23 protein-coding genes and 1 tRNA gene are annotated in these 23,772 nt (G+C 70.3%); 13 read left to right on the plus strand and 11 right to left on the minus strand.

Annotation, left to right across the window (positions count from 1 at the left end):
- Positions 1-131: 131 nt before the first annotated feature.
- Positions 132-1,124: a complex I NDUFA9 subunit family protein gene (locus ACLF3G_RS01765; RefSeq protein WP_430667593.1), complete on the minus strand. Its 993-nt coding sequence runs from the start codon at positions 1,122-1,124 to the stop codon at positions 132-134.
- Between the two features lie 143 nt (positions 1,125-1,267).
- Here ACLF3G_RS01765 and ACLF3G_RS01770 point away from each other — a divergent pair.
- A tRNA-Leu gene (locus ACLF3G_RS01770) sits at positions 1,268-1,354 on the plus strand.
- Between the two features lie 72 nt (positions 1,355-1,426).
- On the opposite strand, the gene ACLF3G_RS01775 is transcribed toward ACLF3G_RS01770, so the two are convergent.
- Together ACLF3G_RS01775 and ACLF3G_RS01780 are read right to left on the minus strand one after the other, a co-directional pair.
- Positions 1,427-2,578 carry a glycosyltransferase family 61 protein gene (locus ACLF3G_RS01775; protein WP_430667594.1) on the minus strand — a complete coding sequence of 384 codons (1,152 nt, stop codon included), beginning with the start codon at positions 2,576-2,578 and terminating at the stop codon, positions 1,427-1,429.
- The gene (locus tag ACLF3G_RS01780) at positions 2,575-3,189 is read right to left on the minus strand and encodes a hypothetical protein (RefSeq protein WP_430667595.1); all 615 of its coding nucleotides are present in this window, start codon (positions 3,187-3,189) and stop codon (positions 2,575-2,577) included. Before ACLF3G_RS01780 ends, ACLF3G_RS01775 begins: the two co-directional genes overlap by 4 nt.
- 157 nt (positions 3,190-3,346) lie before the next feature.
- Here ACLF3G_RS01780 and ACLF3G_RS01785 point away from each other — a divergent pair, with 157 nt between their 5' ends.
- The 6 genes from ACLF3G_RS01785 (at position 3,347) to hpf (ending at position 8,879) form a co-directional block, all read left to right on the plus strand.
- Positions 3,347-4,000, plus strand: coding sequence for a ribonuclease D (locus ACLF3G_RS01785; RefSeq protein WP_430667596.1), 654 nt, complete (start codon positions 3,347-3,349; stop codon positions 3,998-4,000).
- A 105-nt stretch (positions 4,001-4,105) separates the two neighbouring features.
- Positions 4,106-4,801: an LPS export ABC transporter periplasmic protein LptC gene (gene lptC / locus ACLF3G_RS01790; protein ID WP_430667597.1), complete on the plus strand. Its 696-nt coding sequence runs from the start codon at positions 4,106-4,108 to the stop codon at positions 4,799-4,801.
- The gene (locus ACLF3G_RS01795; protein ID WP_430667598.1) at positions 4,798-5,787 is read left to right on the plus strand and encodes an LptA/OstA family protein; all 990 of its coding nucleotides are present in this window, start codon (positions 4,798-4,800) and stop codon (positions 5,785-5,787) included. Before lptC ends, ACLF3G_RS01795 begins: the two co-directional genes overlap by 4 nt.
- Positions 5,784-6,566, plus strand: coding sequence for an LPS export ABC transporter ATP-binding protein (gene lptB, locus ACLF3G_RS01800; RefSeq protein WP_430667599.1), 783 nt, complete (start codon positions 5,784-5,786; stop codon positions 6,564-6,566). The genes ACLF3G_RS01795 and lptB overlap by 4 nt, the downstream gene beginning before the upstream one ends.
- 153 nt (positions 6,567-6,719) lie before the next feature.
- Positions 6,720-8,207, plus strand: coding sequence for an RNA polymerase factor sigma-54 (gene rpoN, locus ACLF3G_RS01805; RefSeq protein ID WP_430667600.1), 1,488 nt, complete (start codon positions 6,720-6,722; stop codon positions 8,205-8,207).
- A 72-nt stretch (positions 8,208-8,279) separates the two neighbouring features.
- Positions 8,280-8,879 (plus strand): ribosome hibernation-promoting factor, HPF/YfiA family, encoded by a 600-nt coding sequence (gene hpf / locus ACLF3G_RS01810; protein WP_430667601.1) that lies wholly within the window; start codon positions 8,280-8,282, stop codon positions 8,877-8,879.
- Positions 8,880-8,950: 71 nt separating this feature from the next.
- Here the strand turns inward: hpf and ACLF3G_RS01815 are convergent, their stop codons facing one another.
- Together ACLF3G_RS01815 and ACLF3G_RS01820 are read right to left on the minus strand one after the other, a co-directional pair.
- The gene (locus ACLF3G_RS01815) at positions 8,951-9,205 is read right to left on the minus strand and encodes a hypothetical protein (protein ID WP_430667602.1); all 255 of its coding nucleotides are present in this window, start codon (positions 9,203-9,205) and stop codon (positions 8,951-8,953) included.
- 57 nt (positions 9,206-9,262) lie between these two features.
- Positions 9,263-9,751 carry an Hsp20 family protein gene (locus ACLF3G_RS01820; RefSeq protein ID WP_430667603.1) on the minus strand — a complete coding sequence of 163 codons (489 nt, stop codon included), beginning with the start codon at positions 9,749-9,751 and terminating at the stop codon, positions 9,263-9,265.
- 165 nt (positions 9,752-9,916) lie between these two features.
- On the opposite strand from ACLF3G_RS01820, the gene def reads away from it, so the two are divergent.
- From def to ACLF3G_RS01840, 4 genes are all read left to right on the plus strand, one after another.
- Positions 9,917-10,459, plus strand: a complete 543-nt coding sequence (gene def / locus ACLF3G_RS01825) for a peptide deformylase (protein WP_430667604.1) — start codon at positions 9,917-9,919, stop codon at positions 10,457-10,459.
- Positions 10,460-10,482: 23 nt separating this feature from the next.
- Complete coding sequence (fmt, locus tag ACLF3G_RS01830; protein WP_430668127.1) at positions 10,483-11,364, plus strand: methionyl-tRNA formyltransferase; 882 nt, start codon at positions 10,483-10,485, stop codon at positions 11,362-11,364.
- Positions 11,364-12,128, plus strand: coding sequence for a tRNA pseudouridine(38-40) synthase TruA (gene truA / locus ACLF3G_RS01835; RefSeq protein ID WP_430667605.1), 765 nt, complete (start codon positions 11,364-11,366; stop codon positions 12,126-12,128). Before fmt ends, truA begins: the two co-directional genes overlap by 1 nt.
- 351 nt (positions 12,129-12,479) lie before the next feature.
- Positions 12,480-16,007, plus strand: a complete 3,528-nt coding sequence (locus tag ACLF3G_RS01840) for a beta strand repeat-containing protein (protein WP_430667606.1) — start codon at positions 12,480-12,482, stop codon at positions 16,005-16,007.
- 63 nt (positions 16,008-16,070) lie between these two features.
- Here the strand turns inward: ACLF3G_RS01840 and ACLF3G_RS01845 are convergent, their stop codons facing one another.
- From ACLF3G_RS01845 to dapD, 4 genes are all read right to left on the minus strand, one after another.
- The gene (locus tag ACLF3G_RS01845; RefSeq protein WP_430667607.1) at positions 16,071-17,117 is read right to left on the minus strand and encodes an Ldh family oxidoreductase; all 1,047 of its coding nucleotides are present in this window, start codon (positions 17,115-17,117) and stop codon (positions 16,071-16,073) included.
- Between the two features lie 16 nt (positions 17,118-17,133).
- Positions 17,134-17,625 (minus strand): hypothetical protein, encoded by a 492-nt coding sequence (locus tag ACLF3G_RS01850; protein WP_430667608.1) that lies wholly within the window; start codon positions 17,623-17,625, stop codon positions 17,134-17,136.
- A 131-nt stretch (positions 17,626-17,756) separates the two neighbouring features.
- A complete protein-coding gene (gene dapE, locus ACLF3G_RS01855; protein WP_430667609.1) occupies positions 17,757-18,890 on the minus strand; it encodes a succinyl-diaminopimelate desuccinylase in 1,134 nt (377 codons plus the stop codon).
- Between the two features lie 11 nt (positions 18,891-18,901).
- Complete coding sequence (gene dapD, locus ACLF3G_RS01860; RefSeq protein ID WP_430667610.1) at positions 18,902-19,738, minus strand: 2,3,4,5-tetrahydropyridine-2,6-dicarboxylate N-succinyltransferase; 837 nt, start codon at positions 19,736-19,738, stop codon at positions 18,902-18,904.
- Positions 19,739-19,863: 125 nt separating this feature from the next.
- Here dapD and ACLF3G_RS01865 point away from each other — a divergent pair, with 125 nt between their 5' ends.
- Both ACLF3G_RS01865 and ACLF3G_RS01870 read left to right on the plus strand, forming a co-directional pair.
- On the plus strand, positions 19,864-21,156 hold the full coding sequence (locus ACLF3G_RS01865) for a diguanylate cyclase domain-containing protein (RefSeq protein ID WP_430667611.1): 1,293 nt from the start codon (positions 19,864-19,866) through the stop codon (positions 21,154-21,156).
- Positions 21,153-22,316 (plus strand): DUF2336 domain-containing protein, encoded by a 1,164-nt coding sequence (locus ACLF3G_RS01870; RefSeq protein ID WP_430667612.1) that lies wholly within the window; start codon positions 21,153-21,155, stop codon positions 22,314-22,316. The genes ACLF3G_RS01865 and ACLF3G_RS01870 overlap by 4 nt, the downstream gene beginning before the upstream one ends.
- A 12-nt stretch (positions 22,317-22,328) precedes the next feature.
- Here ACLF3G_RS01870 and argB read toward each other — a convergent pair whose 3' ends face one another.
- Positions 22,329-23,213 (minus strand): acetylglutamate kinase, encoded by an 885-nt coding sequence (gene argB, locus ACLF3G_RS01875; RefSeq protein ID WP_430667613.1) that lies wholly within the window; start codon positions 23,211-23,213, stop codon positions 22,329-22,331.
- Between the two features lie 135 nt (positions 23,214-23,348).
- Positions 23,349-23,699 carry a hypothetical protein gene (locus tag ACLF3G_RS01880; protein ID WP_430667614.1) on the minus strand — a complete coding sequence of 117 codons (351 nt, stop codon included), beginning with the start codon at positions 23,697-23,699 and terminating at the stop codon, positions 23,349-23,351.
- Positions 23,700-23,772 lie beyond the last annotated feature (73 nt).

Consider the following 23,772-nt stretch of genomic DNA (forward strand, 5'->3'; position numbering starts at 1 on the left):
ACCACGATTTTTCCAGATGCGAGTCTAATTCGCGACGCAAGGTCAGCATCTCTGTCCTTTATCGCGGATTATCCTTCCGGGGCTCTAGCGAGGGCCGCCGCGGCGCCCGGAGATCGGGCCGATATGGCCCATTAAACCGCGGTAAAATCTCGGCGACCGCCGCCGACCCGGTACCGCCGCAGATAGGCCGGCACCAGGGACTCGACGGATTTGGGCTCGATCCCCAGCGCGTCCAGGCCCGGATGCTGACCGGACACCACGTTGTCCTTCCCCAGCAGCAGCAACTGGTCGCTGGTCAGCGCCGGGTTCGGCAGCTTCTCCAGTAGCCGCGCCTGGAAGCGCATGAACCCCATCGGCATCTCGACCATCCGGCGCCGGCGCCGCGTGGTATCCAGGATGAAGCGCAGCACTTCCCGCATCGTCATCGCGCGCGGGCCGCCAAGCTCGTAGGTGACGCCTTGCGCCGCGTCCTGCTCCAGCGCCGCCATCACCGCATCGGCCACGTCGCCCACATACACCGGCTGGAACCGCGACCCGCCAGAGACCACCGGCATGAAGGGCAGCATCTGTGCCATGCTGGCGAAGCGGTTGAAGAACTGGTCTTCCGGCCCGAACACCACCGAGGGCCGCAGGATGGTCGCCTTCGGGAAGGCCGCCAGCACCGCCGCCTCCCCCTGCGCCTTGCTGCTGGCGTACAGGCTCTCGCTGCCCGCATCGGCGCCGATGGCGGAGACATGCACCATCCGCCGCACGCCCGCGGCGGCGGCCGCCTGCGCAACCAGCCCCGGTGCCTCCCCCTGGATGCGCCGGAAGTCGCCGGGCCGGCGCTCGTACAGGATGCCAACCAGGTTCACCGCAACATCCGCCCCCTCCAGGGCGCGCGCCAGCGCCGGCGCATCGGTGACGGAAACCGCCAGCGGCACGATCTGCCCGACCCGCCCTTGCGTGGTGAGGAACCGCGTGCCGGCCGGGTCTCGCGTCGCCACCCGCACGACGTAGCCCTGCGCCGCCAGGCGCTGCACCACGTAGCGGCCGATGAAGCCGGCGCCGCCGAACACCGTGGCTACCCTGCGATTCCGCCCCACCTGCATCACCCGCACTCCATCCGCCGTTGCGCGGAACATATGGGCCGCCGCAGCGCCAGCCAAGGCGAGGCGGCGCGCCCCGTCGGTCCCTCGGTCACGCCATTGCAAGAAACCGCCGCAACCCCGCTTGACGCATCACGGCCCCCCCCGTAAATCCCGCGTCGTCGCAGGACGCCCCCATTGCCCAGGTGGCGGAATTGGTAGACGCGCTGGCTTCAGGTGCCAGTGACCGCAAGGTCGTGAAGGTTCGAGTCCTTTCCTGGGCACCACTCCCGCAGATCGTGTGCAGAGTTACCAGTCAACACGGTTGGGGCATGTGCGCTCAGCGCGTTGGCCCGAGGCTACAGCCCCAACGCATCGCAGGCGCCGTTCAACGCCGGAATGTCGATCAGGAAGGCGCTGTTGTTGGTATCCTGCCGCGCCAGGAAGCAATCTCCCACCACCTGAGCTGCCCGCAGGTCGAGAACTGGTGCCGCCGTGTCCATGCCAATCCGCCAATAGGCCGTCGAGGTCAGGCTGAGCACACGGGTCCCGGGCGGTGAGAAGACGCAGTTGAGCAGCCCACCGCCATATATGCCGGCGACCGCCTCCGCGGACCGGAAGACCTCCAGCTGCTCCGTGGCGGAAAGCTGGTCCGGCGTGACGGCGCGGAAGCCGCGCGCGGCAAGCTGCTCGAACACCTCCTGCTCGTTCAGCAGGTTGCGGAACCAGGCCTTGATGCCGATCCGCCGGATGTACAAACGGTTGCCCGCCACCGGCCGCGCCGGCGCTCGCCCGACATCGGCGGCCTGGCGCAGCGCGGTCATGACCGGACGGTGCAGCCAGCTCGGGCTTTGCGCTACGAAAATGCGGTCGACGCGTATCCATCCCTTCGGCGGCACCGAAACAAGGTCGCCCTCCGGCACACCCAGCGCCAGCAGGAACCTGCTGAAGGTCGCGTGCACCGCCTGTGACACCAGGACCTTCGGCCTCGGCGCCGGCAGCGCGAAGTAGAAGGCCAGCTTGGGCAGAAGCTCGAACATGAAATGCGTGTAGTTGTGGTCGCGTGCGTTGATCAGGTGGAACACCGGATCCCGCAGGTGAAGCGCAGGCTTCCCAGGGTCCCTGTCCCTGCGCCGCAGCCCCTCCGGCACCAGGCTGAGGCCGTGCTGGGACAGCACGCCGGGATGGTCCTGCGGCGCCGCCGTGAAGTCCTCGGCCCGGTCGACGATGCTGGTGACCAGCAGGCGTCCGTCGCGGTCGAGCACCTCGCCGCGGCCCAAAACGGCAGCGTCCGACAGCACGGTCAGGTGGATCTCGGGCCAGCGCAAGTTGAAGCCGCGCAGGGCTTGTGGTTCGGGCCCATGGCGAAAGGTTGGAAGGCGCGTCGCCGGTTGCTCGATGGCAGGGGCGACCGACAGGGCGCGATGGCTGCCCTGCAGAAGCGCGGCCAGTTCGGCGACCGGCTCGATCGCGTCCATCGGCAGCAGGCGCAGTACCTGCGGCAGCCTCATGACCGGACGGCCAACGTGAAATCCGCAAATGCATGATGCTGCACCGCCGCCGCGGCAATCCGCGCGCCAGCCGGAAGCAGTGCGCACAGCAGCAGGGGACCCTCGAGGCCGGGCAGGTCCAGGACGCCAGATGGCGGATCACCTTCGAAGAAGGCGGCAGCCAGGGTGCGTCCTTCCGGCAGCGGCACAGGGTCACCAGACAATCCGGCGCGCGCTTCGCAATGCAGGTCGGGATGCGTGTTCCGGAAGGCATTGTCGAAGACCAGGCTGTCGCGGCAGCTCCAGCCGATGGCTGCCATCCGTCGCGTCACATACTTGTGGTTCAGCCGGTGCAGCGCCGCATGGGCCAGGGCAGCCAGGGCGAAGCGCGCCGCCTGCCGGCGGAGATCCTCCGCGAACAACTGGCTGAAATAGCGGTCCAGGGTCGAGGTCGGCATGCGGAGCTCGGCGGCTTCCAGCCTAAGTCCAGCCGCGAACTGCGACAAATCCAACGCAATCTCCAACGCGGGCGCCGCCCGTGCGCCAATGTAGCCAGCCTGGTCGTGCACCCGCAAGGCCCGCACCGCCGCGCGGCCAGCCCGCCGGTCCTGGTTGCCACACCGCGCAGGCATGCCCTACTCCCCTCTGCGGTAAGTCCATCTCGGGCGCGACGCCACCCGCGGCCCCTGCCAGGACCGCAACGTCTTCAACCGGTTTTTTAGGGGTCAGGGCGCACGTGTCTGACAGAATCGGCCCATCCTGGGCGCCACCGACTGGGGTATCCGCGACGTGGGCTGCACCCTGTTCTCCCGAAACGCCGTGATCCGCCTGCATCGGCATGACCTGCCCGACGGTCTGGGCTTCGGGTCCTCCGTCGCGATCGACACGGAGACCATGGGCCTCGACCCGCGGCGGGATCGGCTCTGCCTGGTGCAGCTCTCGGACGGCAACGGTACTGCGCATTGTGTACAGATCGTGCCGGAACGCCTGGGCGGCCGTGGCGCGGACTGCCCCAACCTGAAGCGCCTGCTGGCGGACCCGGAGGTGCTGAAGATCTTCCACTTCGCCCGCTTCGATGTCGCGGCGCTGTACAACGCGCTGGGCGTGGTCGTGGCGCCGGTGGTCTGCACCAAGATCGCCTCCAAGCTGGTGCGCACCTACACCGACCGGCACGGCCTCAAGGACCTCTGCCGTGACCTGCTCGGCGTGGACCTGTCCAAGCAGCAGCAGACCAGCGATTGGGGCGCGGCAGATCTGACCCCGGAGCAACTGACCTACGCCGCGTCCGACGTCCTGCACCTGCACGCGCTGTGGGCGCGTCTCAAGGCACTGCTGGAACGGGAGGGCCGCCTGGACATCGCCATGGCCTGCTACCACTTCCTCCCTATGCGCGGACGCCTTGATCTCCTGGGCTACGAAGATCCGGATATTTTTTCGCACTGAGCGTTAACCCGGGGTCTTCTTGGCACGTTTCTTGTCCGAAGGCCGGCGCGGGCGCATCTTCGCGTTGACCCTGTTCCCAGCGAGGCCCATAGGACTGCCGTGAGATTGCCGCCGCCCACCGCCGTCCGGTCCACCGAAACGCCGAGCGCCGCCGCCCGCGCCGCGGCGCGACGGGTGCTGGCGCCGTCGCGCGCCCGCCGTGCCCCGAGCGCCGGCCAACTCGCGCGTCGCCGGATCATGGTCAGCATCGCCAAGCGCGTCCTGCCGCTGGCGGCCGTCGGCCTGCTGGCGGCGGTCGCCCTGTGGCCGGAGCTGGACCAGGCGGCGGACAACGCCCGCGTCTCCTTCCGCCGGGTGCTGCAGGCGGCACCAGACGCGCTGCGCATCGTCGATCCACGCTACCAGGGCGTCGATGACCAGAATCGCCCCTACACCGTCACCGCCAGCGTCGCCACGCAAGGTGGCACGGAGAATGTGGTGGCGCTGGACGCGCCCCGCGCCGACCTGCTGATGGGCGACGGCGCCTGGGTGTACCTTGAATCGCGGGAAGGCCGTTTCGACCGCCCGACCAACAAGCTGGACCTTTCCGGCCGTGTCACCGTGCACCACGACGATGGAACGCAGTTCGTGACGGACCGTGCCGCCGTGGACCTGAAGGGTGGCTCCGCCACCGGCGATGATCCCGTCGCCGTCCAGGGACCGTTCGGCACGCTGACGGCGGAAGGTTTCCGGCTGTACGAGCGTGGCCAGGTCGTCCTGTTCACCGGCCGCGCCCGCGCCGTGCTGGAAGGCGGACAATGAAACGGCTGGTCCTTCTTCTGGCCCTGCTGGCCCTGCTGGCCCTGCCTGTCGCGGCGCAGAATCTCGACCTCAACCAGGGCGGCCCGGTCGAGATCACCGCGAATGACGGCATCGAATGGCGCCAGCAGGACCAGGTGGTGATCGCCCGCGGCAATGCCCGCGCAGTGCGCGGCGGCGTGACGGTGGACGCCGATCGCCTGATCGCCCGCTACCGTCCACGTGGCGCCGCGCAGGGCACCACGTCCACCGCCACCAGCCCGTCCGGCGACAGCCCGCTGTCGGGCGGCGAGATCTGGCGCCTGGAAGCCGAGGGCAATGTCCGCGTCACCAGTGCCACCGAACGCGCGCAGGGCCAGCGCGCCGTCTATGACATGGACCAGGCCGTCATGGTCCTGTCCGGCCGCGGCCTGTCCCTGACCACGCCGGAACAGACCATCACCGCCCGCGACAGCCTGGAGTATTGGCCGCAGCGCCGCATGGCGGTGGCGCGTGGCGGCGCCGTGGTGGTGACCTCCGACGACCGCCGCATCGCCGCCGATACGCTCGTCGCCTATTTTCTGGATGCAGCACCGGCCGCGACCCAGGCCGCAGCACCGACACCCGCCGCCAGGCCACCCATCGCCGGCCTGCCGGCCGCCAACGAGGGAAGCCGGATCGACCGCGTCGAGGCCTATGGCGGCGTCGACATCCGCACGGCGGATGAGGTCGTGCGCGGCGAGCGCGGCGTCTACAGCCCGCAAACCGGCCTCGCGCGCCTGGTCGGCGGCGTGCGTATCACCCGCGGGGAGAACCAGTTGAACGGCCAGGAAGCCATCGTGAACCTGCGCACCGGCGTCTCGCGACTGATCTCCGCGCCAGGCACGCGCGTGCAGGGCCTGGTACTGCCGGGTCAGCAGCAGCCGACCCAGGCCGAGGTGCCGCAGCCGCAGCGCCCGGCCGCACGACGCCCGGCGCCGCCGCCCGCGCGGGGGGCGTCACCCCAATGAACAGCTTCGACCGCAACGCGGACCTCAAGCCCTCCCCCGTCCGGCTTGCTGCCGAAAGCACGGGCCTGGTCGCGACCGGCCTCGGCAAGCGCTACAAAAAGCGTCCGGTGGTGCGCGGCGTCTCGATCAGCCTGCGACGGGGCGAGGCAGTCGGCCTGCTTGGCCCCAACGGCGCCGGCAAGACCACCACCTTCTACATGATCACCGGCCTGGTGCAGCCCGATGAGGGCACGGTGACCATGGATGGCCACGACGTCACCTTCCTGCCGATGTACCGCCGCGCCCGCCTCGGCCTCGGCTACCTGCCGCAGGAGGCTTCGATTTTTCGAGGCCTGTCGGTGGAGGACAACATCCGCGCGGCGCTGGAGGTGGTGGAGCCCGTCCGCGACCGGCGCGAACAGATGCTGGACAGCCTGCTGGCGGAATTCGGCATCGGCCACCTGCGCCGTGCCCCAGCCCTGGCTCTGTCGGGCGGCGAGCGCCGGCGCTGCGAGATCGCTCGCGCCCTGGCGACGCAGCCCTCCTACATCCTGCTCGACGAGCCGCTGGCCGGCATCGACCCCATCGCCGTCGGCGAGATCCGTGACCTGGTCAAGCACCTGAAGAACCGCGGCATCGGCGTGCTGATCACCGACCACAATGTCCGCGAGACGCTCGAGATCATCGACCGCGCCTACATCCTGCACGATGGCCAGGTGCTGATGGAGGGCAACCCGCGGGACGTCGTGGCGCATGAGGGTGTGCGCCGGGTCTACCTCGGCGAGAGGTTTTCGCTCTGACGCGCCGCCACACCGTGCCGGGCCGGACTGCGCGGTGAATCGCGCGCCAGAACAAAAGGCTAGACCGGGGTCGGCGCTTCTACCGGCGCTGATCCTGGGCTAGACTCGGGATATGCAACGGATCGCGCATTCCAGGATCGGGGGCTGAGGGTCGTGGCGCTCGGCCCACGCCTGGACCTGCGGCAATCCCAGTCCCTGGTGATGACGCCGCAGCTGCGCCAGGCGATCAAGCTGCTGCAATCCAGCAATGTCGAGGTCACCGCCTTCGTCGAGGAGGAACTGGAGCGCAACCCGTTGCTGGAGCGCGACGAACGCACCGACCCCCGCACCGTCGCCGATGAACGCGCGCCCGAGCCCGCCGCACCCGAACCCACGGACAGCCACGCGGCGGCCACCTCCGGCGACATACCGGCGGAGGGCGCGGCGCCGCTCGATGCCGATTGGGGCAATGTCTACGACAGCGACGGCGGCGGCAGCCTTGGCGAGGGCGGTGGCCGCGGTGGCAGCACTGGCTTCGACGACACGCTTTCCGATATCGAGGATCTGGCGGATGGCCGGAAGTCGCTCCGCGAGCATCTGGGCGAACAGGTCCGGCTCAACATCGGCGATGCACAGGACCGCCTGATTGCGGCGCAGATGCTGGCCCTGGTGGATCCGGCCGGGCGCATGGCCATCACGGACCTGCAGATCGCCAACGCGATGGGCTGCGCGGAGGCGCGCGTCGCCGGGGTGCGCGCGCAGCTCCAACGCCTCGATCCCGTCGGCATGTTCTGCCGCGACCTGCGCGAATGCCTGGCGGTGCAGCTGGCCGACCGCAACCGCCTCGACCCCTGCATGGATCGGCTGCTGGACAACCTGGACATGCTGGCGCGCCGCGACCTGCGCGGCCTGATGCGGGTCTGCGAGGTGGATTCGGAAGACCTCGCCGACATGATTGCCGAGCTCAAGCGCCTCGATCCCAAGCCGGGCGCGAGCTTCGACGCACCGCCGGCGATGCCCGTGGTGCCGGACGTGCTGATGCGCCGCATGCCGGATGGCGGCTGGGCGGTGGAACTCAATCCGGAAACCCTGCCGCGCGTGCTGGTCAACCGCGGCTTCCACGCGCGTGCCGTGGTCGGCGCAAAGTCGCGAGACGACCGCGCCTTCATCGCGGACCGGCTGCAGACCGCGACCTGGCTGGTGAAGTCGCTGGAACAGCGCGCCAACACGATCCTGAAGGTTGCGGCCGAGATCGTCCGCCGGCAGGACGCCTTCTTCCGCCTCGGCGTCGGTCACCTACGGCCGCTGATCCTGCGCGACGTTGCCGAATATGTCGCCATGCATGAAAGCACCGTGAGCCGCGTCACCGCGAATAAATACATCGCCACGCCACGCGGCACTTTCGAGCTGAAGTATTTCTTCACCACTGCGATTGCGGGAACGCTGGGCGGTGTGAGCCATTCCGCCGAAGCGGTGCGCTTCAGGATCCGCGAGATGATCGGGGCGGAGACCAGCGAAGATGTGCTGTCCGATGACGCTATCGTCGAACGTCTGCGCAAGGAGGGAGTGGACATCGCCCGGCGAACGGTGGCCAAATACCGGGAGGCGTTGCGCATTCCCTCATCGGTGCAACGCAAGCGGGAGAAGGCCGTCCCGGCCTGATCCGCGGCACGCACTTCGCCGCATTTTCATCCGGGCGCGGCCTTCCCAACACGGGAAAGGAGCGAAGCTCGCATGCATATCACCGTCGCAGGCAAGCAGGTCGAGACTGGAGACGCGTTGAAAACCCATGTGCGGGATGGGCTGAACACAATATCACGCAAGTACTTCGACCACGCCGTCGAAGCCAACGTGACGTTCAGCCGCGACGCCAAGGGCCACGCCTTCCTCTGCGACATCAACCTGAAGGCCGGCCGCAACCTGTTCCTGCGCGGCGAGGGCGAGGGTGCCGATGCGCACCGCGCCTTCGAGGTCGCGGCCGAACATGTGGCCAAGCGCCTGCGACGCTACCGCCGCCGGATGAACGACCACGCCCGCAGCCTGGCCTCCGAACGGAACCCCGAGGAAGGCGAGCCCGCCCGCCAGGTCGTGCTGCGTCCGGAGGAGGATGAGGAAACCGCCGACCCGGCCCTGGCAGAAGGTGGCGACAGCCCGGCGGTGGTGGCGGAAACGCCTGCGGTGATCGATCGCCTGACGGTTGGGGAAGCCGTGATGCGCATGGACCTGGCGCATGTGCCGGTGCTGATGTTCCGCAACCGCGCGACGAACGGCCTGAACGTGGTCTACCGCCGCGGCGACGGCAACATCGGCTGGATCGACCCCAAGACCACCTGACTGCTAAGCCCTCTCCCCCTTGGGGGAGAGGGTTCGGTCAGGGGTCCAGCGCCCCCCCAGAAAGCTCCGCCTCAGTGAACCAGCATCGGTTCCATGTCATGCTGCCGGATCGCCGCCGCGGCCAGCGCCGCATCGGGGGCCGCGCCGATCGGCGTGCCATCCGCCGCATGGATCGAGAAGGCGAGCGCGCCGTTCAGCACCACAGGCCGCAGATAAGCGACCGCATCCGCGCCGAGGCGCGCGAAATCCAGGTTGGACAGGCTGCGCAGGCTCGCAGGAGTCAGGGTCACGCGGCCCTCTTCGGCGCCGCTATCGAAGTCGGACATGGTCTTCTCCTTCCGGCGCGGCCATCATGGCCCGCGCCCGTCAACGCACGAAACGGCTCAGCTTTCCTTCAACCGGGCGTCACCCACCCGCGCTTCACCGGCCACCTGGCCCACCACCGGCCGCTGCGGCCCGTTGCCGCGGGTGGCGATTTGGATGGTCTTCACCCGTACCTCCGGCACCGGCCGGCGCAGGTCGACATGCAGCAGCCCGTTGTCGAGCCAGGCACCCTCCACCTCGATGCCCTCGGCCAGCACGAACGCGCGCTGGAACTGCCGTGCGGCGATGCCGCGGTGCAGGAAGATGCGCCCTTCGGAATCATCCCGCTGCCGGCCGCGAATCACCAGTTGGTTGTCCTCCTGCGTGATTTGCAGATCATCCATGGAAAAACCGGCGACTGCGAGCGTGATCCGCAACCGCGTCTCCGCGGTCTGCTCGATATTGTAGGGGGGATAGCCGTCGGCGCTCTTCTGCACGCGGTCGAGCATCTGTTCGAGATGATCGAAACCCAGAAACAGCGGCGAACCGAACAGGGACGAACGTGACATCGGACTCGGGTGCCTCCTCGCTCAGGAGCGAAGCCTTGGTTGGCGGGGCCCAAAGGCACCCCGCGTGATACCAATTTTGGCAAGGGCGGGCGCCGTTGCAAGGGGTGGCGGCGGGGGCTACCTCTCGGCCCTGTCCATCCCCGCCGCGGCGGGTCAGCAGGTAAGATGACGCTCCAGACCGAATTGCTGCCCATCCTGTTCGTCCCCGACCCGCGCCTGCGCGCCAAGGCGCGCCCCGTCGCGCCGGACGACCAGCGGATTGCCGACCTCTCCGCCCGTATGCTGGCCACCATGTACAAGGCCCCCGGCATCGGCCTGGCTGCGCCACAGGTAGGAGAGATGCTGCGCCTGGTGGTGCTCGACCTGCACGAGAACGACATCCCGGCGCCCATGGTTCTGGTGAACCCGCAGGTCATCGCCAGCACGGATGAACTGGCGGCGCGGGAGGAAGGCTGCCTGTCCCTGCCCGGCCAGTTCGCCGAGGTGACGCGCCCCGCCCGCGTCAAGGTCCGCTACCAGGACCTGACCGGTGCGAAGCGCGAGATCGAGGGCGACGGCCTGCTCGCTGCCTGCCTGCAGCACGAGATCGACCACCTGGATGGCGTGCTGTTCGTCGACCACATCTCCGCGCTGAAGCGCAACATGCTGCTGCGGAAGCTGGCCAAGGAGCTGAAACTGAAGGCCCAGGGGGGCCGGGACCCGGAGTGACGCCGAAGCTCCGCCTCGCCTTCATGGGCAGCCCGGATTTCGCGGTGCCGGCGCTGCGGGCGCTGCACGCGGCGGGGCATGAGATCGCCGCCGTCTACACCCAGCCGCCCAAGCCCGCCGGGCGCGGCCAGCGCGAAACCCCCTGCCCGGTTCACCGCGCCGCACTCGACCTCGGCCTGCCCGTCCGCACCCCGGCGCGGGTGCGGCGCGATGCGGCGGAACACGCGGCCTTCGCGGCGCTCGACCTCGATGCCGCGGTGGTCGCCGCCTACGGCCTGATCCTGCCGAAGCCGATGCTGGACGCCCCGCGTCGCGGATGCCTGAACATCCATGCCTCGCTGCTGCCGCGCTGGCGCGGCGCCGGGCCGATCCAGGCGGCGATCCTGGCCGGCGATGCCGAGACCGGCATCACCATCATGCAGATGGAGGAAGGGCTGGACACCGGCCCGATGCTGCTGGCCGAAGCCGCCCCGATCGGCCCCCGCGCCACCACGCCCGAACTGCACGACACGCTGGCCGCAATGGGTGCCCGCCTGATCCTGCGCGCCCTGGCGGAAAACCCATGGGCCGTGCCGCAGCCCGAGTCGGGCGCATCCTACGCCCCGAAGCTGGCCAAGGCCGATGGCCGCCTGGACTGGACGCAGGAGGCCTTGGCGCTGGACCGCCGCATTCGAGCCCTCACCCCCTGGCCCGGCTGCTACTTCCAGGCTGGCGCCGAAACCATCCGCGTGCTCGCCGGCGAACCCGCCCAGGGCAGCGGCCCCCCCGGCACCCTGCTGGACGCCCAGACCGTCGCCTGCGGCAGTGGCGCATTGCGCCTGCTGCGCCTGCAGCGGCCCGGCCGCGCCGCGCAGCCGGCCGCCGAATTCCTGCGTGGCTTCGCCCTGCCCTCGCGCCTCGCCTGATGCCGCGCTACGCCCTGCTGCTGGAATTCGACGGCACGCGCTTCTGCGGCTGGCAGCGCCAGGGCGCCCTGCTTTCGGTGCAGCAGGTGCTGGAGGAAGCCGCTGCGCCGCTGAACAACGGCATCACGCCCACCGCGACCGGCGCCGGCCGCACCGATGCCGGCGTGCACGCGGAAGGCGCGGTCGCCGACCTCGACCTGGCGCTGGACCTGCCGCCCGAGCGGGTGCGGGACGCGCTGAACTTCCGCACCCAGCCCCTCCCCGTCGTGGTGCGGGCGGCGGCGCGTGTGGCACCGGACTGGTCGGCGCGCTTCGACTGCCTCGGCCGCGGCTACCGCTACCGCATCCTCAACCGCCCGGCCCGCCCGGCGCTGGCTGCCGCCAAGGCCTGGCACGTCAAGCGCCCCCTGGACGCGGCGACGATGCACGCGGCGGCGCAGACCCTGCTCGGGCGGCACGACTTCTCCGCCTACCGCGCCGCCGCCTGTCAGGCGAAATCAGCCCTGCGGACGCTGGACGTGCTGGACGTGGCACGGTGCGGGGAGGAGGTGGTGATTACCGCAGAGGCCCGCAGCTTCCTGCACCACCAGGTCCGCAACCTGGTCGGCACGCTCGTGGAGGTCGGCCAGGGCCGCCGCCCCGTCACCTGGCCGCGCCAGGTGCTGGAAGGCCTGGATCGCGCTAAGGCCGGCCAGACGGCACCCCCGGACGGCCTGACCTTCCGCTTCGCCCGCTACGAGCCGGAACCAAGCTGGTCGAGATAGGCTAAGCCCCGCACACGCCTCCGGATGCGCCGATATGCATCAAGGTCCGGGAAGGCGAGCCGCACGTCAACGTGTGCGCAAGCACATTGACTGAATACTGTATGAAGCGTAACGCTTTGCAACCAGAGGTCGTTAGACAACCGCCCGCACCCAACAGGCGCAGGCGATTGTCCAGGGGTACAACCCCATCCTGACCACCCGCGGTGGCATGGCCCGTGCACAAGCCGGCCGGCCTCTTCTTCACCCGAACAAGCCCCACAGCCCTGGCACCCGCCATGGCCGCAGACCATCACGGCGCACGCGGTTCGGGGATTCAGACATCTCTTCGCCGTCTCCGCTCAGGAGACACCCATGGCCATTCTCACGGTCGGTCCGACCTCGACCCATTCCTCCATTGCCGATGCACTGGTCGCCGCCCTTGCCGGCGACACTCTCTCGATCGAGGCCGGCTACGGCAGCGAATCCGCGACCATTTCCACGAACAACCTGACGGTCGACGGCACCGCGACCTCCACCGGCATCGTCCTGCAGCTCGGCGCGGGCGTCGCGCTGTTCGCCCTGACCGGCGATGCGCCCATCGCCATCCTCGACGGCGCAGATGGCAACGGCATCGTCGGCAATGACGGCGACAACGTCATCACCGTCTCCTCCGGCGTCGACGCCGTCGATGGCGGCGGCGGCGTCGACCGCCTGGTCGTCGACTACAGCCTGGCGACCGGCAGCGTCACCGGCAACTCGACCTCCAACTTCACCGAGGCCGGCGGCGGCGGCCGCTCCGTCGTCATCACCGACGGCACGATCGAGAACTTCACGGTCCTGACCGGCGCCGCCGCGGACACGCTCACCACGGGCGACGGCGATGACATCATCGAGGCCGGCAACGGCGCCAACACCGTCACCGCTGGCGAGGGCAACAACACACTGACCGGCGGCGCCGATGCGGACACCTTCACCGTCGGCGACGGCGACAACCTGATCGACGCCGGCGACGGCGCCAACACCATCATCGCCGGCCAGGGCGTCAACACCATCGTTGCTGGGGACGGGGTCAACACGATCACGGCGCTGGATGGCGGCAACGTCATCACCGGCGGCGACGGCACCAACATCATCACCTCCGGCGCGGGCGCCGATGTCATCACGGCCGGCAGGGGCCCGATGACCATCGTGGCCGGCAGCGGCTCGGACCTGATCACGGTCAAGGCCCCGCTCGGCGGGACCATCAATGCGGGCGCCGATGACGACCGCCTGGTCCTGGATCTCCGTGATGAGGACACGTCCATGTTCGTCGTCATCGACGGCGGGACCCTCGCGACGGGCTACAGCGGCTATCTCGAAGATGCGGGTCAGGTCTACGTCGAGTTCGTCGGTGTCGAGAACTTCACCTACCTGGGCGGTTCGTCCAACGATAGCGTCATCAGCGGCGACGGCATCGACATCCTGGTAGGCAACGGCGGCAACGACTCCCTGACCAGCGGCGATGGCGATGACAGCTTCACCGGCGGCGCCGGCAACGATGCGCTGAACGGCGGCGCGGGCACCGATACCGCCTTCTATTCCGGCGCCCGCAGCGACTACACCATCACCTCCGACATCGACGGCAACCCGACGCAGGTCGTCGATAACCGCGACGGCACCCCCGACGGCACCGATACGCTGATCGACATCGAGATGCTCAACTTCGCCCTCAACAGCCTGCCCAGTGGCGAGGTGCTCATCACCGGCTTCCCGCGCGAGGACCAGACCCTCACCGCCAGCAATACCCTGGTCGATCCGGACGGCCTGGGCACGGTCAGCTACCAGTGGCAGTCGAACGGCGCCGACATCGCCGGCGCCACCGGCGACACCTTCACGCTGGGCCAGGTCCAGGTCGGCACCGTCATCACGGTCGTCGCCAGCTACACCGATGGTTCGGGCCGGGCCGAGTCCGTCCCCTCCAGCGCCACCAACCTCGTCGAGAACCTCAACGACTTTCCGACGGGCGACGTCACCATCACCGGCATCATGACCCAGGGCGAGATCCTGACGGCCAATCCGGCGGCCGTGGCCGATGAGGACGGGCTTGGCGCCTTCAACTACCAGTGGCTCGCCAATGGCGCCGTCATTGATGGTGCCACGAGTACGACCTTCACCCTGACCCAGGCCGAGGTCGGCGCCAGCATCTCCGTCTGGGTCAACTACATAGACCAGCAGAACACAGCCGAGAGCCTCTTCGGCTTTGCCACCGGCTCCGTCGCCAACGTCAACGATGCGCCGACCGGCACCGCGACCATCACCGGCACACCCACCGAGGACCAAGTCCTGACGGCCAGCAACACGCTGGCCGATGCAGACGGCCTCGGCACCGTGGCGTACCAGTGGCAGTCCAACGGCACCAACATCGCCGGCGCCACCGGCGGCACGCTGACCCTGGGCCAGGCACAGGTCGGCACCCTTATCACCGTGGTCGCCAGCTACACCGACGGCCAGGGCGTCAACGAAAGCCGCGCCTCCGACGCCACCACCGCCGTCCTCAATGTCAATGACCCGCCGGTTGGCGGGCCGATCATTGCCGGCACGCCGACGAAAGGCGGAACCCTCACCGTCACGGGCGAACTGGCCGACGAGGACGTGCTCGGCCCGGTCAGCCTGCAGTGGCGCGCCGATGGCGTGGCCATTGCCGGCGCAACTGGCGAAAGCTTAACCCTGACCCAGGCGCAGGTCGGCACGGTCATCGATCTGGTCGCCAGCTACACCGATGGCCAGGGCACGGATGAGCAGGTCATCTCGCCTCCGACAAGCGCGGTGCTCAACGTCAACGATGCGCCGACCGGTTCCGTGACCATTGTCGGCATCCCGACCGAGGACCAGGTGCTCACCGCCAGCAACACCCTGGCCGATGCAGACGGCCTGGGCACCGTGTCCTACCAGTGGCGGTCGGGCGGCATCGACATCGTCGGTGCAACCGGCGCCACCCTCACCCTGGCCCAGGCACAGGTCGGCACGACCATCACCGTCGTCGCCAGCTACACCGACGGCCAGGGCACCGACGAAAGCCTCGCCTCCGACGCCACCACCGCCGTCGCCAACGTCAACGACGCACCGACCGGCCCGGTCACCATCTCCGGCACCCCGGCCGCGGGCCAGATCCTCACCGCCAGCAACGCGCTGGCCGACGAGGACGGCCTGGGCACCGTCAGCTACCAGTGGCGCGCCGATGGTACCGACATCGCGGGTGCCACCAACGCCACCTTCGCCCTGACCGCGGCGCAGCTCGGCACCGCGATCTCTGTCCTGGCCAGCTACACCGACCAGCAGGGCACGGATGAGGCCGTCTCCTCGCTGCCCGTCCCGGTCGCCGCGCCGCCGCCCCTGCCCTTCTTCCAGTTCACCATGACGGAGACCGATGTCGCCGGGCAGACCCAGGCGGTTGGCTATGTCGGCCCGGTCGCCGGCCTGACCTACGCCTTCACCGGCAGCGCGGCGAACGAGGCCGTGTCCGGCACCGCATCCAACGACTTCATCCACCTCGGCGCCGGCGACGATGCCATCAGCGGCGGCGATGGCGACGACGTGCTGGATGGCGGCACCGGGTCCAACTTCCTGACCGGCGGCGCCGGGCGGGACATCTTCTTCCTGGATGGCCGCAACGGCGAGACCACCTGGTCCACCATCACGGACTGGCAGGGCGGGGAGGAACTCGCCTTGTGGGGCTGGGTCAATGGCGTCAGCCAGGCGACCTGGCTGGAGAATGCCGGGACCGAGGGCTACCGCGGCGCGACGCTGCACGCGGACCTCGACAACAACGGGGTGATCGACACGTCCGTCACCTGGGCCGGCTTGACCCAGGCCGACCTGCCGACCCCGTCGCAGCATGACGGCCTGCTCTGGTTCGCCTGAGCCGTCCGACGCCTTCCGCAGGCCGGGCCGGCACCCTTCCGGGTGCCGGTCAGGCTGCGGGCTTCAGCGCGTGGCGGGCACGGCCAGCCCGAAACGTCCCGCCAACTTCTCCAGCGCCTCCGGGATTCCCGGATGCAGCACCACACCTTGCGCCATCGCCGCCGCCTTCCGTGCCATCGCACGCTCCCCCGGCAGCCGCGGCGCCGGCCAGCCCGGCCGCGGCGGGTTGGAATGCACGGCCTCCGCCATCCATCCGGTCTCCCGCAGGAAGGCGGCGGTGCCGCCGAAGCGGGCCGGGTCGATCACCATGACCAGCACGGAAGCCCCCCAGCCGGTCGGCGCATCCGCCCGCCCGTGGCCGGCCAGCGCACTGGTCAGCACCTCGACCAGCAGTCCCAGCGCGAAGCCCTTGTGCCCCGACTCGACCCCGCCCAGAGGCAGCAGCGTGCCGTCCTGCCAGAACACGTTCGGATCGGCCGAGGGCTCCCCCGCCCCGTCCAGCAGCACCGGATGGTCAAATGACGCACCCTGGGCGCGCTTGCGGGCCGTCATGCCGTTGGTGGTGATGGACATGGACACGTCGATCAGCACCGGCCCCTCCGGCGTCGGCCAGGCGGCGGCCAGCGGATTCGGCGTGTACACCCGCCGCGTGCCGCCCCAGGGTGCGACCGAGCCCGTCGCCGGGTCCGAACAGGTCAGCAGCAGCATCCGCCCCGCCGCCGCCACCGGTGGGCCATAGGCGGCGAGCGCCCCGATATGGTGGCAGCGGCCGATGCTGACCACGCCAATGCCCATCTCCCGCGCCGCCGCCTCGGCCTTGGCGATCGCCTCCCGCACCAGCCACGGCCCCGGCAGCTTGCGCCCATCCCAGGTCTCGGCGACGGCGGTCACGGCCAATACCTCCGGCGCGCCCTCCGCCCGCATGTCGCCGGAGGCCAGCGCATCCAGGTAGGGTGTCAGCAGCGCCAGGCCGTGCGTGTCGTGGCCCATCAGGTCGCCCTCGACCAGCACCTCGGCCACCGCCGCCGCCTTGTCCGCATCCAGGCCCGCGGCCTCGCAGGCAGCGGTGGCGAAGCGCGTCAGCGCCGCCACGTCGTAACGCGTTTCCATGTTCCGCCCTGTCCCCTCAGCCGATCGAAAGCCGCTGCACGAAGCCGGCGATGAACAGGCCAAGCCCCAGATCCAGCACCACCAGCCCCGTTGCCCGCCGGCCCGAGATGCCGAGTGCGGCGCGCGCCATGAACCATTCCAGCCACAGCGAGTAGCCCACCACCACCAGCGTCGCCACCTGCGCCAGCATCCCCGGCAGCCCGAGCATCAGCAGCACCGCGAGGACGATCTGCAGCAGGTACTGCACCACGCTGATCCAGTTCCAGGCCGACAGGAAGCGCGGCCACTGCGCTGCCCGGCCCCAGCCCGCGATCACCGGCAGGCTGACCAGCGCGAACAGCGTCCAGCCATAGACATAGCCGGTGAGTTCCGCGAACAGCGGCCGGGCCAGGGCTTCCGGTGGTGCCTCCATGGTGGACCAGGACAGCAGCCGGAGGGCCAGGAAGGCCGGCAGGCAGATCGCCGCGGCCGCGAAGGACCGCAGCGCGCCGGCCGGCGTCGCCTCCATCAGCGCCATCCCCTCCGCGCGCCCGCGGCCCAGCAGGAAGGCGCCCAGGATGCCGGCCGTGATGGTCAGCCGCAGCGGCGGGCCCGGCGGGGGATCGGGCGAGGGGTCAGGCGGAGGATTGGGCGTGCCGCTCAGCCGGAAAACTCCTCGATCACCCGCGCATAGAGCCTGGCCAGCGCCCGCAGTTCCTCGACCGGGGTCGATTCATCCGCCTGGTGCATGGTGGCGCCCACCGCGCCAAGTTCCGCCACCGGGCAATACCGCGCGATGAACCGCGCATCGGAGGTGCCGCCGCCGGTATCCAGCGTCGCATCCCGCCCGCACTCGGCCCGCACCGCCCGCTCCAGCGCCGCGACGAAGGGGCCTGGCTGGGTCAGGAACGCCTCGCCCGAACACACCACGGCCAGCTCGTGCCGCGGCGCCTCCCGCGCCAGCACCTCCCGCAGATGCGCGGTCAGGGAAGCTTCCGTGTGCCGGTCGTTGAAGCGGATGTTCAGCCGCGCCGTGGCGCCGGCCGGAATCACGTTGGTCGCCGTGTTGCCGACATCGAAGCTGGTGACCTGCAGGGTCGAGGGCTCGAAGAACTCGGTGCCCCTGTCCAGCGCCTCCGCGGTCAGCGCCCCGAGCACGCGCACCAGCCGGTGCACCGGGTTGTCGGCGCGCTGCGGATAGGCGCTGTGGCCCTGCGTGCCCTGCACCGTGATGCTGGCGTTCAGGCTGCCGCGCCGGCCGACCTTGATGGTATCGCCCAGCACCACCTTGCTCGTCGGCTCCCCCACCACGCAGGCATCCGGGATCTCGCCCCGCTCCGCCAGCCATTCCAGCACCCGCACGGTGCCATCGGTGGCGGGGCCTTCCTCGTCGCCGGTGATGAGCAGGGACAGGCTGCCCGGACGACCGGGTTTGCGGGCCACCACGTCCTGCACCGCGGCGACCCAGGCCGCGACCCCGCCCTTCATGTCGGTGGCGCCGCGGCCGAACAGCAGGCCGTCGCACACCTCCCCGCCAAACGGGTCGACGGTCCAGGTCGCCTGGCCGGGCGGCACCACGTCGGTGTGCCCGGCGAACATCAGGTGTGGCCCGCCGGCGCCCCGGCGCGCGTACAGGTTCTCCACCTCGCCGAAGCGCAGCCGGTGGCAGGCGAAGCCGAGCGGCGCCAGCGCCGCCTCCAGCACCGCCAGCGCCCCGTCATCGGCCGGCGTGACGGACCGGCAGCGGATCAGCGCCTGGGCCAGCGGCACCGGGTCCGGCATGTCGTTCCGCATGGCGGTGACGCTCAATCGCGCAGCAATTCGTTGATCGAGGTCTTCGACCGCGTCTGCGCATCCACCCGCTTCACGATCACCGCGCAGTACAGGCTCGGCCCCGGCGAGCCATCCGGCAACGGCTTGCCCGGCAGGCTGCCGGGCACCACCACCGAATAGGCCGGCACGCGGCCGATGAAGACCTCGCCCGTCGCCCGGTCGATGATCTTCGTCGAAGCCCCGAGGAACACGCCCATGGACAGCACGCTGCCGCGTTCCACGATCACGCCCTCCGCCACCTCGGACCGGGCGCCGACGAAGCATTCATCCTCGATCACCACCGGATTGGCCTGCAACGGCTCCAGCACCCCGCCGATGCCGGCACCGCCGGAGATGTGGCAATTCTTCCCGATCTGGGCGCAGGACCCGATGGTGGCCCAGGTATCCACCATGGTGCCGGAATCGACATAGGCCCCAAGGTTCACGAAGGACGGCATCAGCACCACGCCCGGCGCGATGTAGGCGGACCGCCGCACGATGGCGCCCGGCACGGCGCGGAAGCCGGCTTCCCTGAAGCGGTTGGCACCCCAGTCGGCGAACTTCAGTGGCACCTTGTCATAGGCCCCGGTGCCGACCTCCATCGGCGCGCTGTCGGTCAGCCGGAAGCTCAGCAGCACCGCCTGCTTCAGCCACTGGTTCACCACCCAGGCGCCCGCCGCGCCCGGCTGGGCAACACGCGCCTTGCCGGAATCCAGCACCTCCAGCGCCGCCTCCACCTGGTCGCGATCCGCGCCCTGGGTCTGTGCGTTCACCTGGTCCCGCCGTTGCCACAGCGCCTCGATGCCGGCCTGCAAACGCGTCATGTCCATGGCGGGGGTCGTGTCCTGGTTCTGCCGGGTTGAGACTGTGCTGCCTTGTGCGTGTCCGGCCGCGCCCCGTCAACGACACCCGCCGCGCTAACCGCGCCTTCATCGCCGTCCCATAGAATCGCGGCATGGACGGCCACATCCCCCCCGCATCCGCCGCAGCACCCGGTCCCTTGCAGGACGGCAACGCGCCGCTTTCCCTGGCCCTGGTCGAAAGCCGTGCGCGCTGGCGCGACTTCGCCCTGCTCGCCGCCGACATGGTCTTCGAACTGGACGCGGGCGGCTGCTTCACCTTCCTCGCGCCGGAGGACGTATTGGGCCATGCGGCGGAGGCGCTGCTCGGCACGCCGGCGGTGGCGCTGCTGGCCTCCCCGGGCCCCGGGCCCTTCGCCTGCGTCGGTCGCCGGCGCAACGTCAGGGCCCGGCTGCACCGCGCCGATGGCACCGAGGCCTGCCTCGACTTCTGCCTGATGCCGCAGCCCGGGGGCACGCTGCGCGGCGTCGCGCGGGACATCACCGCGACCGAACGCCAGGGGGAGGTCGCGGCCCGCGCGCTGCGCCGCGCCAATGCGCTCGGCAGCCTGCTGCGCCTCGCCGCGCGCCAGGGCAGCACGGAAGCCTCGCTCGAGGCCATTCTCGCCGCGCTACCGGCGGCGCTGTCGTCGGAGGGCGCTGCCCTGCTGCTGCCCGAGGACGGCGCCTGGCGGGTCGCCCATACGGTGGGCGCCCACCCGCCGCTGCACGCCCTGCCGCCGCCCGGCACCCCGGCCCCACCCGGCCTGCATGCCATGGCCGCGGCCGAATCCGGCCCCTGCCTGGTGGTCTGGCGCGCCGCAGGCCAGCCACCGCTGGAGGCCGATGACCGCGACCTGCTGGCCGCACTCGCCTTGCCGGTAGCGGCTCTGCGCGCCAAGGCGCTGCACCAGCGCGAACTGACGGATGCCGCGGATGGCGATGCGCTGACCGGCCTGCTGAACCGCCGCGGCTTCACCGATGCGCTGGCCCGCCGGCTCTGGGTTGCCTCCGGCCGGCCTGGTGGCGCCCTGATCTTCCTCGACCTCGATGGCCTGAAGCCGCTGAACGACCGGCTGGGTCACGAAGTGGGTGATGCCGCGCTGCGGGCGATGGCCGCCCGGTTGCGCAGCGTCGCCACCGGCCATGACCTGGTCGGGCGCCTCGGCGGCGACGAGTTCTGCCTCTGGATGGACGGCGTCGATGCCGCCCAGGCCGCCGAGCGCATCCGCCATGTCGGCAATCCCGGCCCCCTGCCCGGCATCCCGGAAGCGGGGCCAACGGCGCTCCGCGCCAGCTTCGGCATCGCCCTCGCGATGCCGGAGGAGGAGGTGGGGGCGCTGCTGTCGCGCGCCGACGCAGCCATGTACGTCGCCAAGCGCGCCAATGCCGGGGAACGTCGCCGATGACCGACAACGCCGCCGCCATCCATCTGGCCCGCCACGGCGATGACGAGTCCCGCGCCGCCGTCGCCCGCCAGCCAAACACCTCGCCAGAGTTGCTGACCTTCCTGTCCGCCGACCCGGTGGCGGAGGTTCGCCAGGCCGTCGCGGCCCACCCCGGCACCCCAGCCGCCGTCGCGCGCCTGCTGGCGGAGGATGCCAACGCCGAGGTCCGCCGCGTGCTCGCCGCCCGCGTCGCCACCCTGGCACCCAGCCTGGACACCCGCGCGCGCAGCCGCGTCACCCGGCTCACCGCCGCCACCCTGGCCCTGCTGGTCGAGGACACCGAGGTCGAAGTCCGCGCCGCCATTGCCAATGCGGTGCGGGACATGCCGGACGCACCGCGCGAGTTGATCCTGCGCCTGGCGCGCGACACCGCCATGCCGGTCGCGGAACAGGTCATCCGCCTGTCGCCGATGCTGACCGAGCAGGACCTGCTGGAGCTCATCACCGACCCGCCCGCCCCGGCCACCCGCCGCGCCGTCGCCCGCCGCCCGGCACAGACCGAGCCGGTCGCCGACGCCATCGCGGCCTCCGCGGACACACCGGCCATCGCCGCCCTGCTGGCCAACCCGTCCGCCGCCATCCAGGAGGCGACCCTGGACCGCCTGGTGGCAGGCGCCGGTCAGCACACAAGTTGGCAGGCCGCGCTGGTCCGCCGCCCGAGACTGCCGGCCAATGCCGCGCGCATCCTGGGCGAGATGGTCGCCTCGCACCTGCTTGGGGTGCTGGCCGCCCGTAGCGACTTGCCCGCGGAGCTGACGCTGAGGCTGCGCGCCCAGATCGCGGCGCGCCTGGCGGCGGAGCAGGCGGACACCGATGGCGAGGCCGAGCTGTTCGCCGCCGCCCGCGCCGGCGACCGCGACCTGCTGCTGCAACGCTTGGCGGAGGCCGCCGGCGCCACGGAGGCACGGGTGGAGGCGGCGCTCGCGCTGCGCAGCGGCCGCGCCATCGCCGGGCTGTGCCACAGCGCCGGCTGGTCGGCCCCGCTGGCGGCGGAGGTCCAGTCGGTCCTGGGCGGCCTCAGCCCGCCCGAGGTGGTGCGCCCCACAGCCGAAGGCCGCTGGTCGCTGAGCGAGGCGGAATTGCTGTGGCAGGCAGAACTGCTGGAAGGCCTGCCCGCCTGACCTACCCGCCTCCTACGGGCGGATCAGCGTGCCGGCGCCCTGCCCGGTGAACAGTTCCAGCAGCACGGCGTGCGGCACGCGGCCATCGACGATGACCGCTCCCTTCACGCCACGCTCGACCGCATAGATGCAGGTCTCGACCTTGGGGATCATGCCGCCGGAAATCCAGCCCGCCTCGATCCCGGCGCGGACCTCCGCCACCGTCATCTCCGGGATCAACACGCCATCCGGGCCCAGCACGCCGCGCACATCGGTCAGCATCAGCAGCCGTTCCGCGTTCAACGCGCCGGCGATGGCACCCGCCACCGTATCCGCATTGATGTTGTAGGTCTGGCCATCCGCCCCGACGCCGACCGGCGCCACCACCGGCACGATATCCGCGCCGATCAGCAGTTGCAGCACGCGCGGGTCCACATGCTCCGGCTCGCCGACGAAGCCGAGGTCAAGCACCTTCTCGATGTGGCTGTCCGGGTCGCGGTAGGTGCGCGTCAGGCGGCGCGCCTGGATCAGCCCGCCATCCTTGCCCGAGATGCCCACCGCGATGGCGCCGGCACGGGTGATGGCGCTGGCCACCTGCTTGTTCACCGGACCAGCGAGGACCATCTCGACCACGTCGAGCATCTCCTCATCGGTCACGCGCAGGCCCTGGACGAAGTTGGACTTCACGCCGAGTCGCTTGAGCATGGCGTTGATCTGCGGCCCGCCGCCGTGGACCACCACCGGATTGACGCCGACCTGTTCGAGCAGCGCGATGTCGCGCCCGAACCGCAGCGCCGTCTCCTCCTCCCCCATGGCGTGGCCGCCATACTTCACCACCACGATCTGGTCGTCGTAGCGCTTCAGGAAGGGCAGCGCCCCGGCGAGGATCGCCATCTGGTCGAGCGCGTCGTCGGTCATCGGCAAAAGTCCCCGTGCCACGGGCCTTCCGCCGCGGGCGGCGCGGTTTGGGGCCAGTCGCGGAACGGGTCAAGTGCGCGGGCGATGGACCCGCCCGCGCCGCGCAGCCTCAGCGCGCCTCGATGCCGCGCAGCCTCAGCGCGCCTCGATGCCGCGACGCGTGGCAACTATCTCGGACGCCTCGCAGATGTTCACGCGCATGACCTCGGCATTCTCGCCATTCGCCCAGACCACCTTGAAGTCATAGGCACCACCGCGCCCGCCGGGCGTGAAGCTGACCGACCGGCCGGCGGGCAGCACGTTCTCGCCAAGGCGGTCACGGCCCCAGTTCGAGTTCGAGGAGGGTCCGAAATAGAACTCGTTCACCTGCTGACCGGAATCGTTGCGCAGCGTGAAGCGGGTGTCGCACTGCGCGGAGGCGGGCGCGATGGCCGCCCCGAGCAGCAGGGTGGAAACGGCAGCGGTCAGGGCCAGGCGGCGGAACATGAACTTATCCTCATGGGACCGGCGGAACCACGGGTTGCGGTGCGCCAGCTGCATTACGCGCCACAAGAATTAA

Source organism: Falsiroseomonas sp. HC035 (genome assembly GCF_050563525.1).
Lineage (GTDB): Bacteria > Pseudomonadota > Alphaproteobacteria > Acetobacterales > Acetobacteraceae > Falsiroseomonas.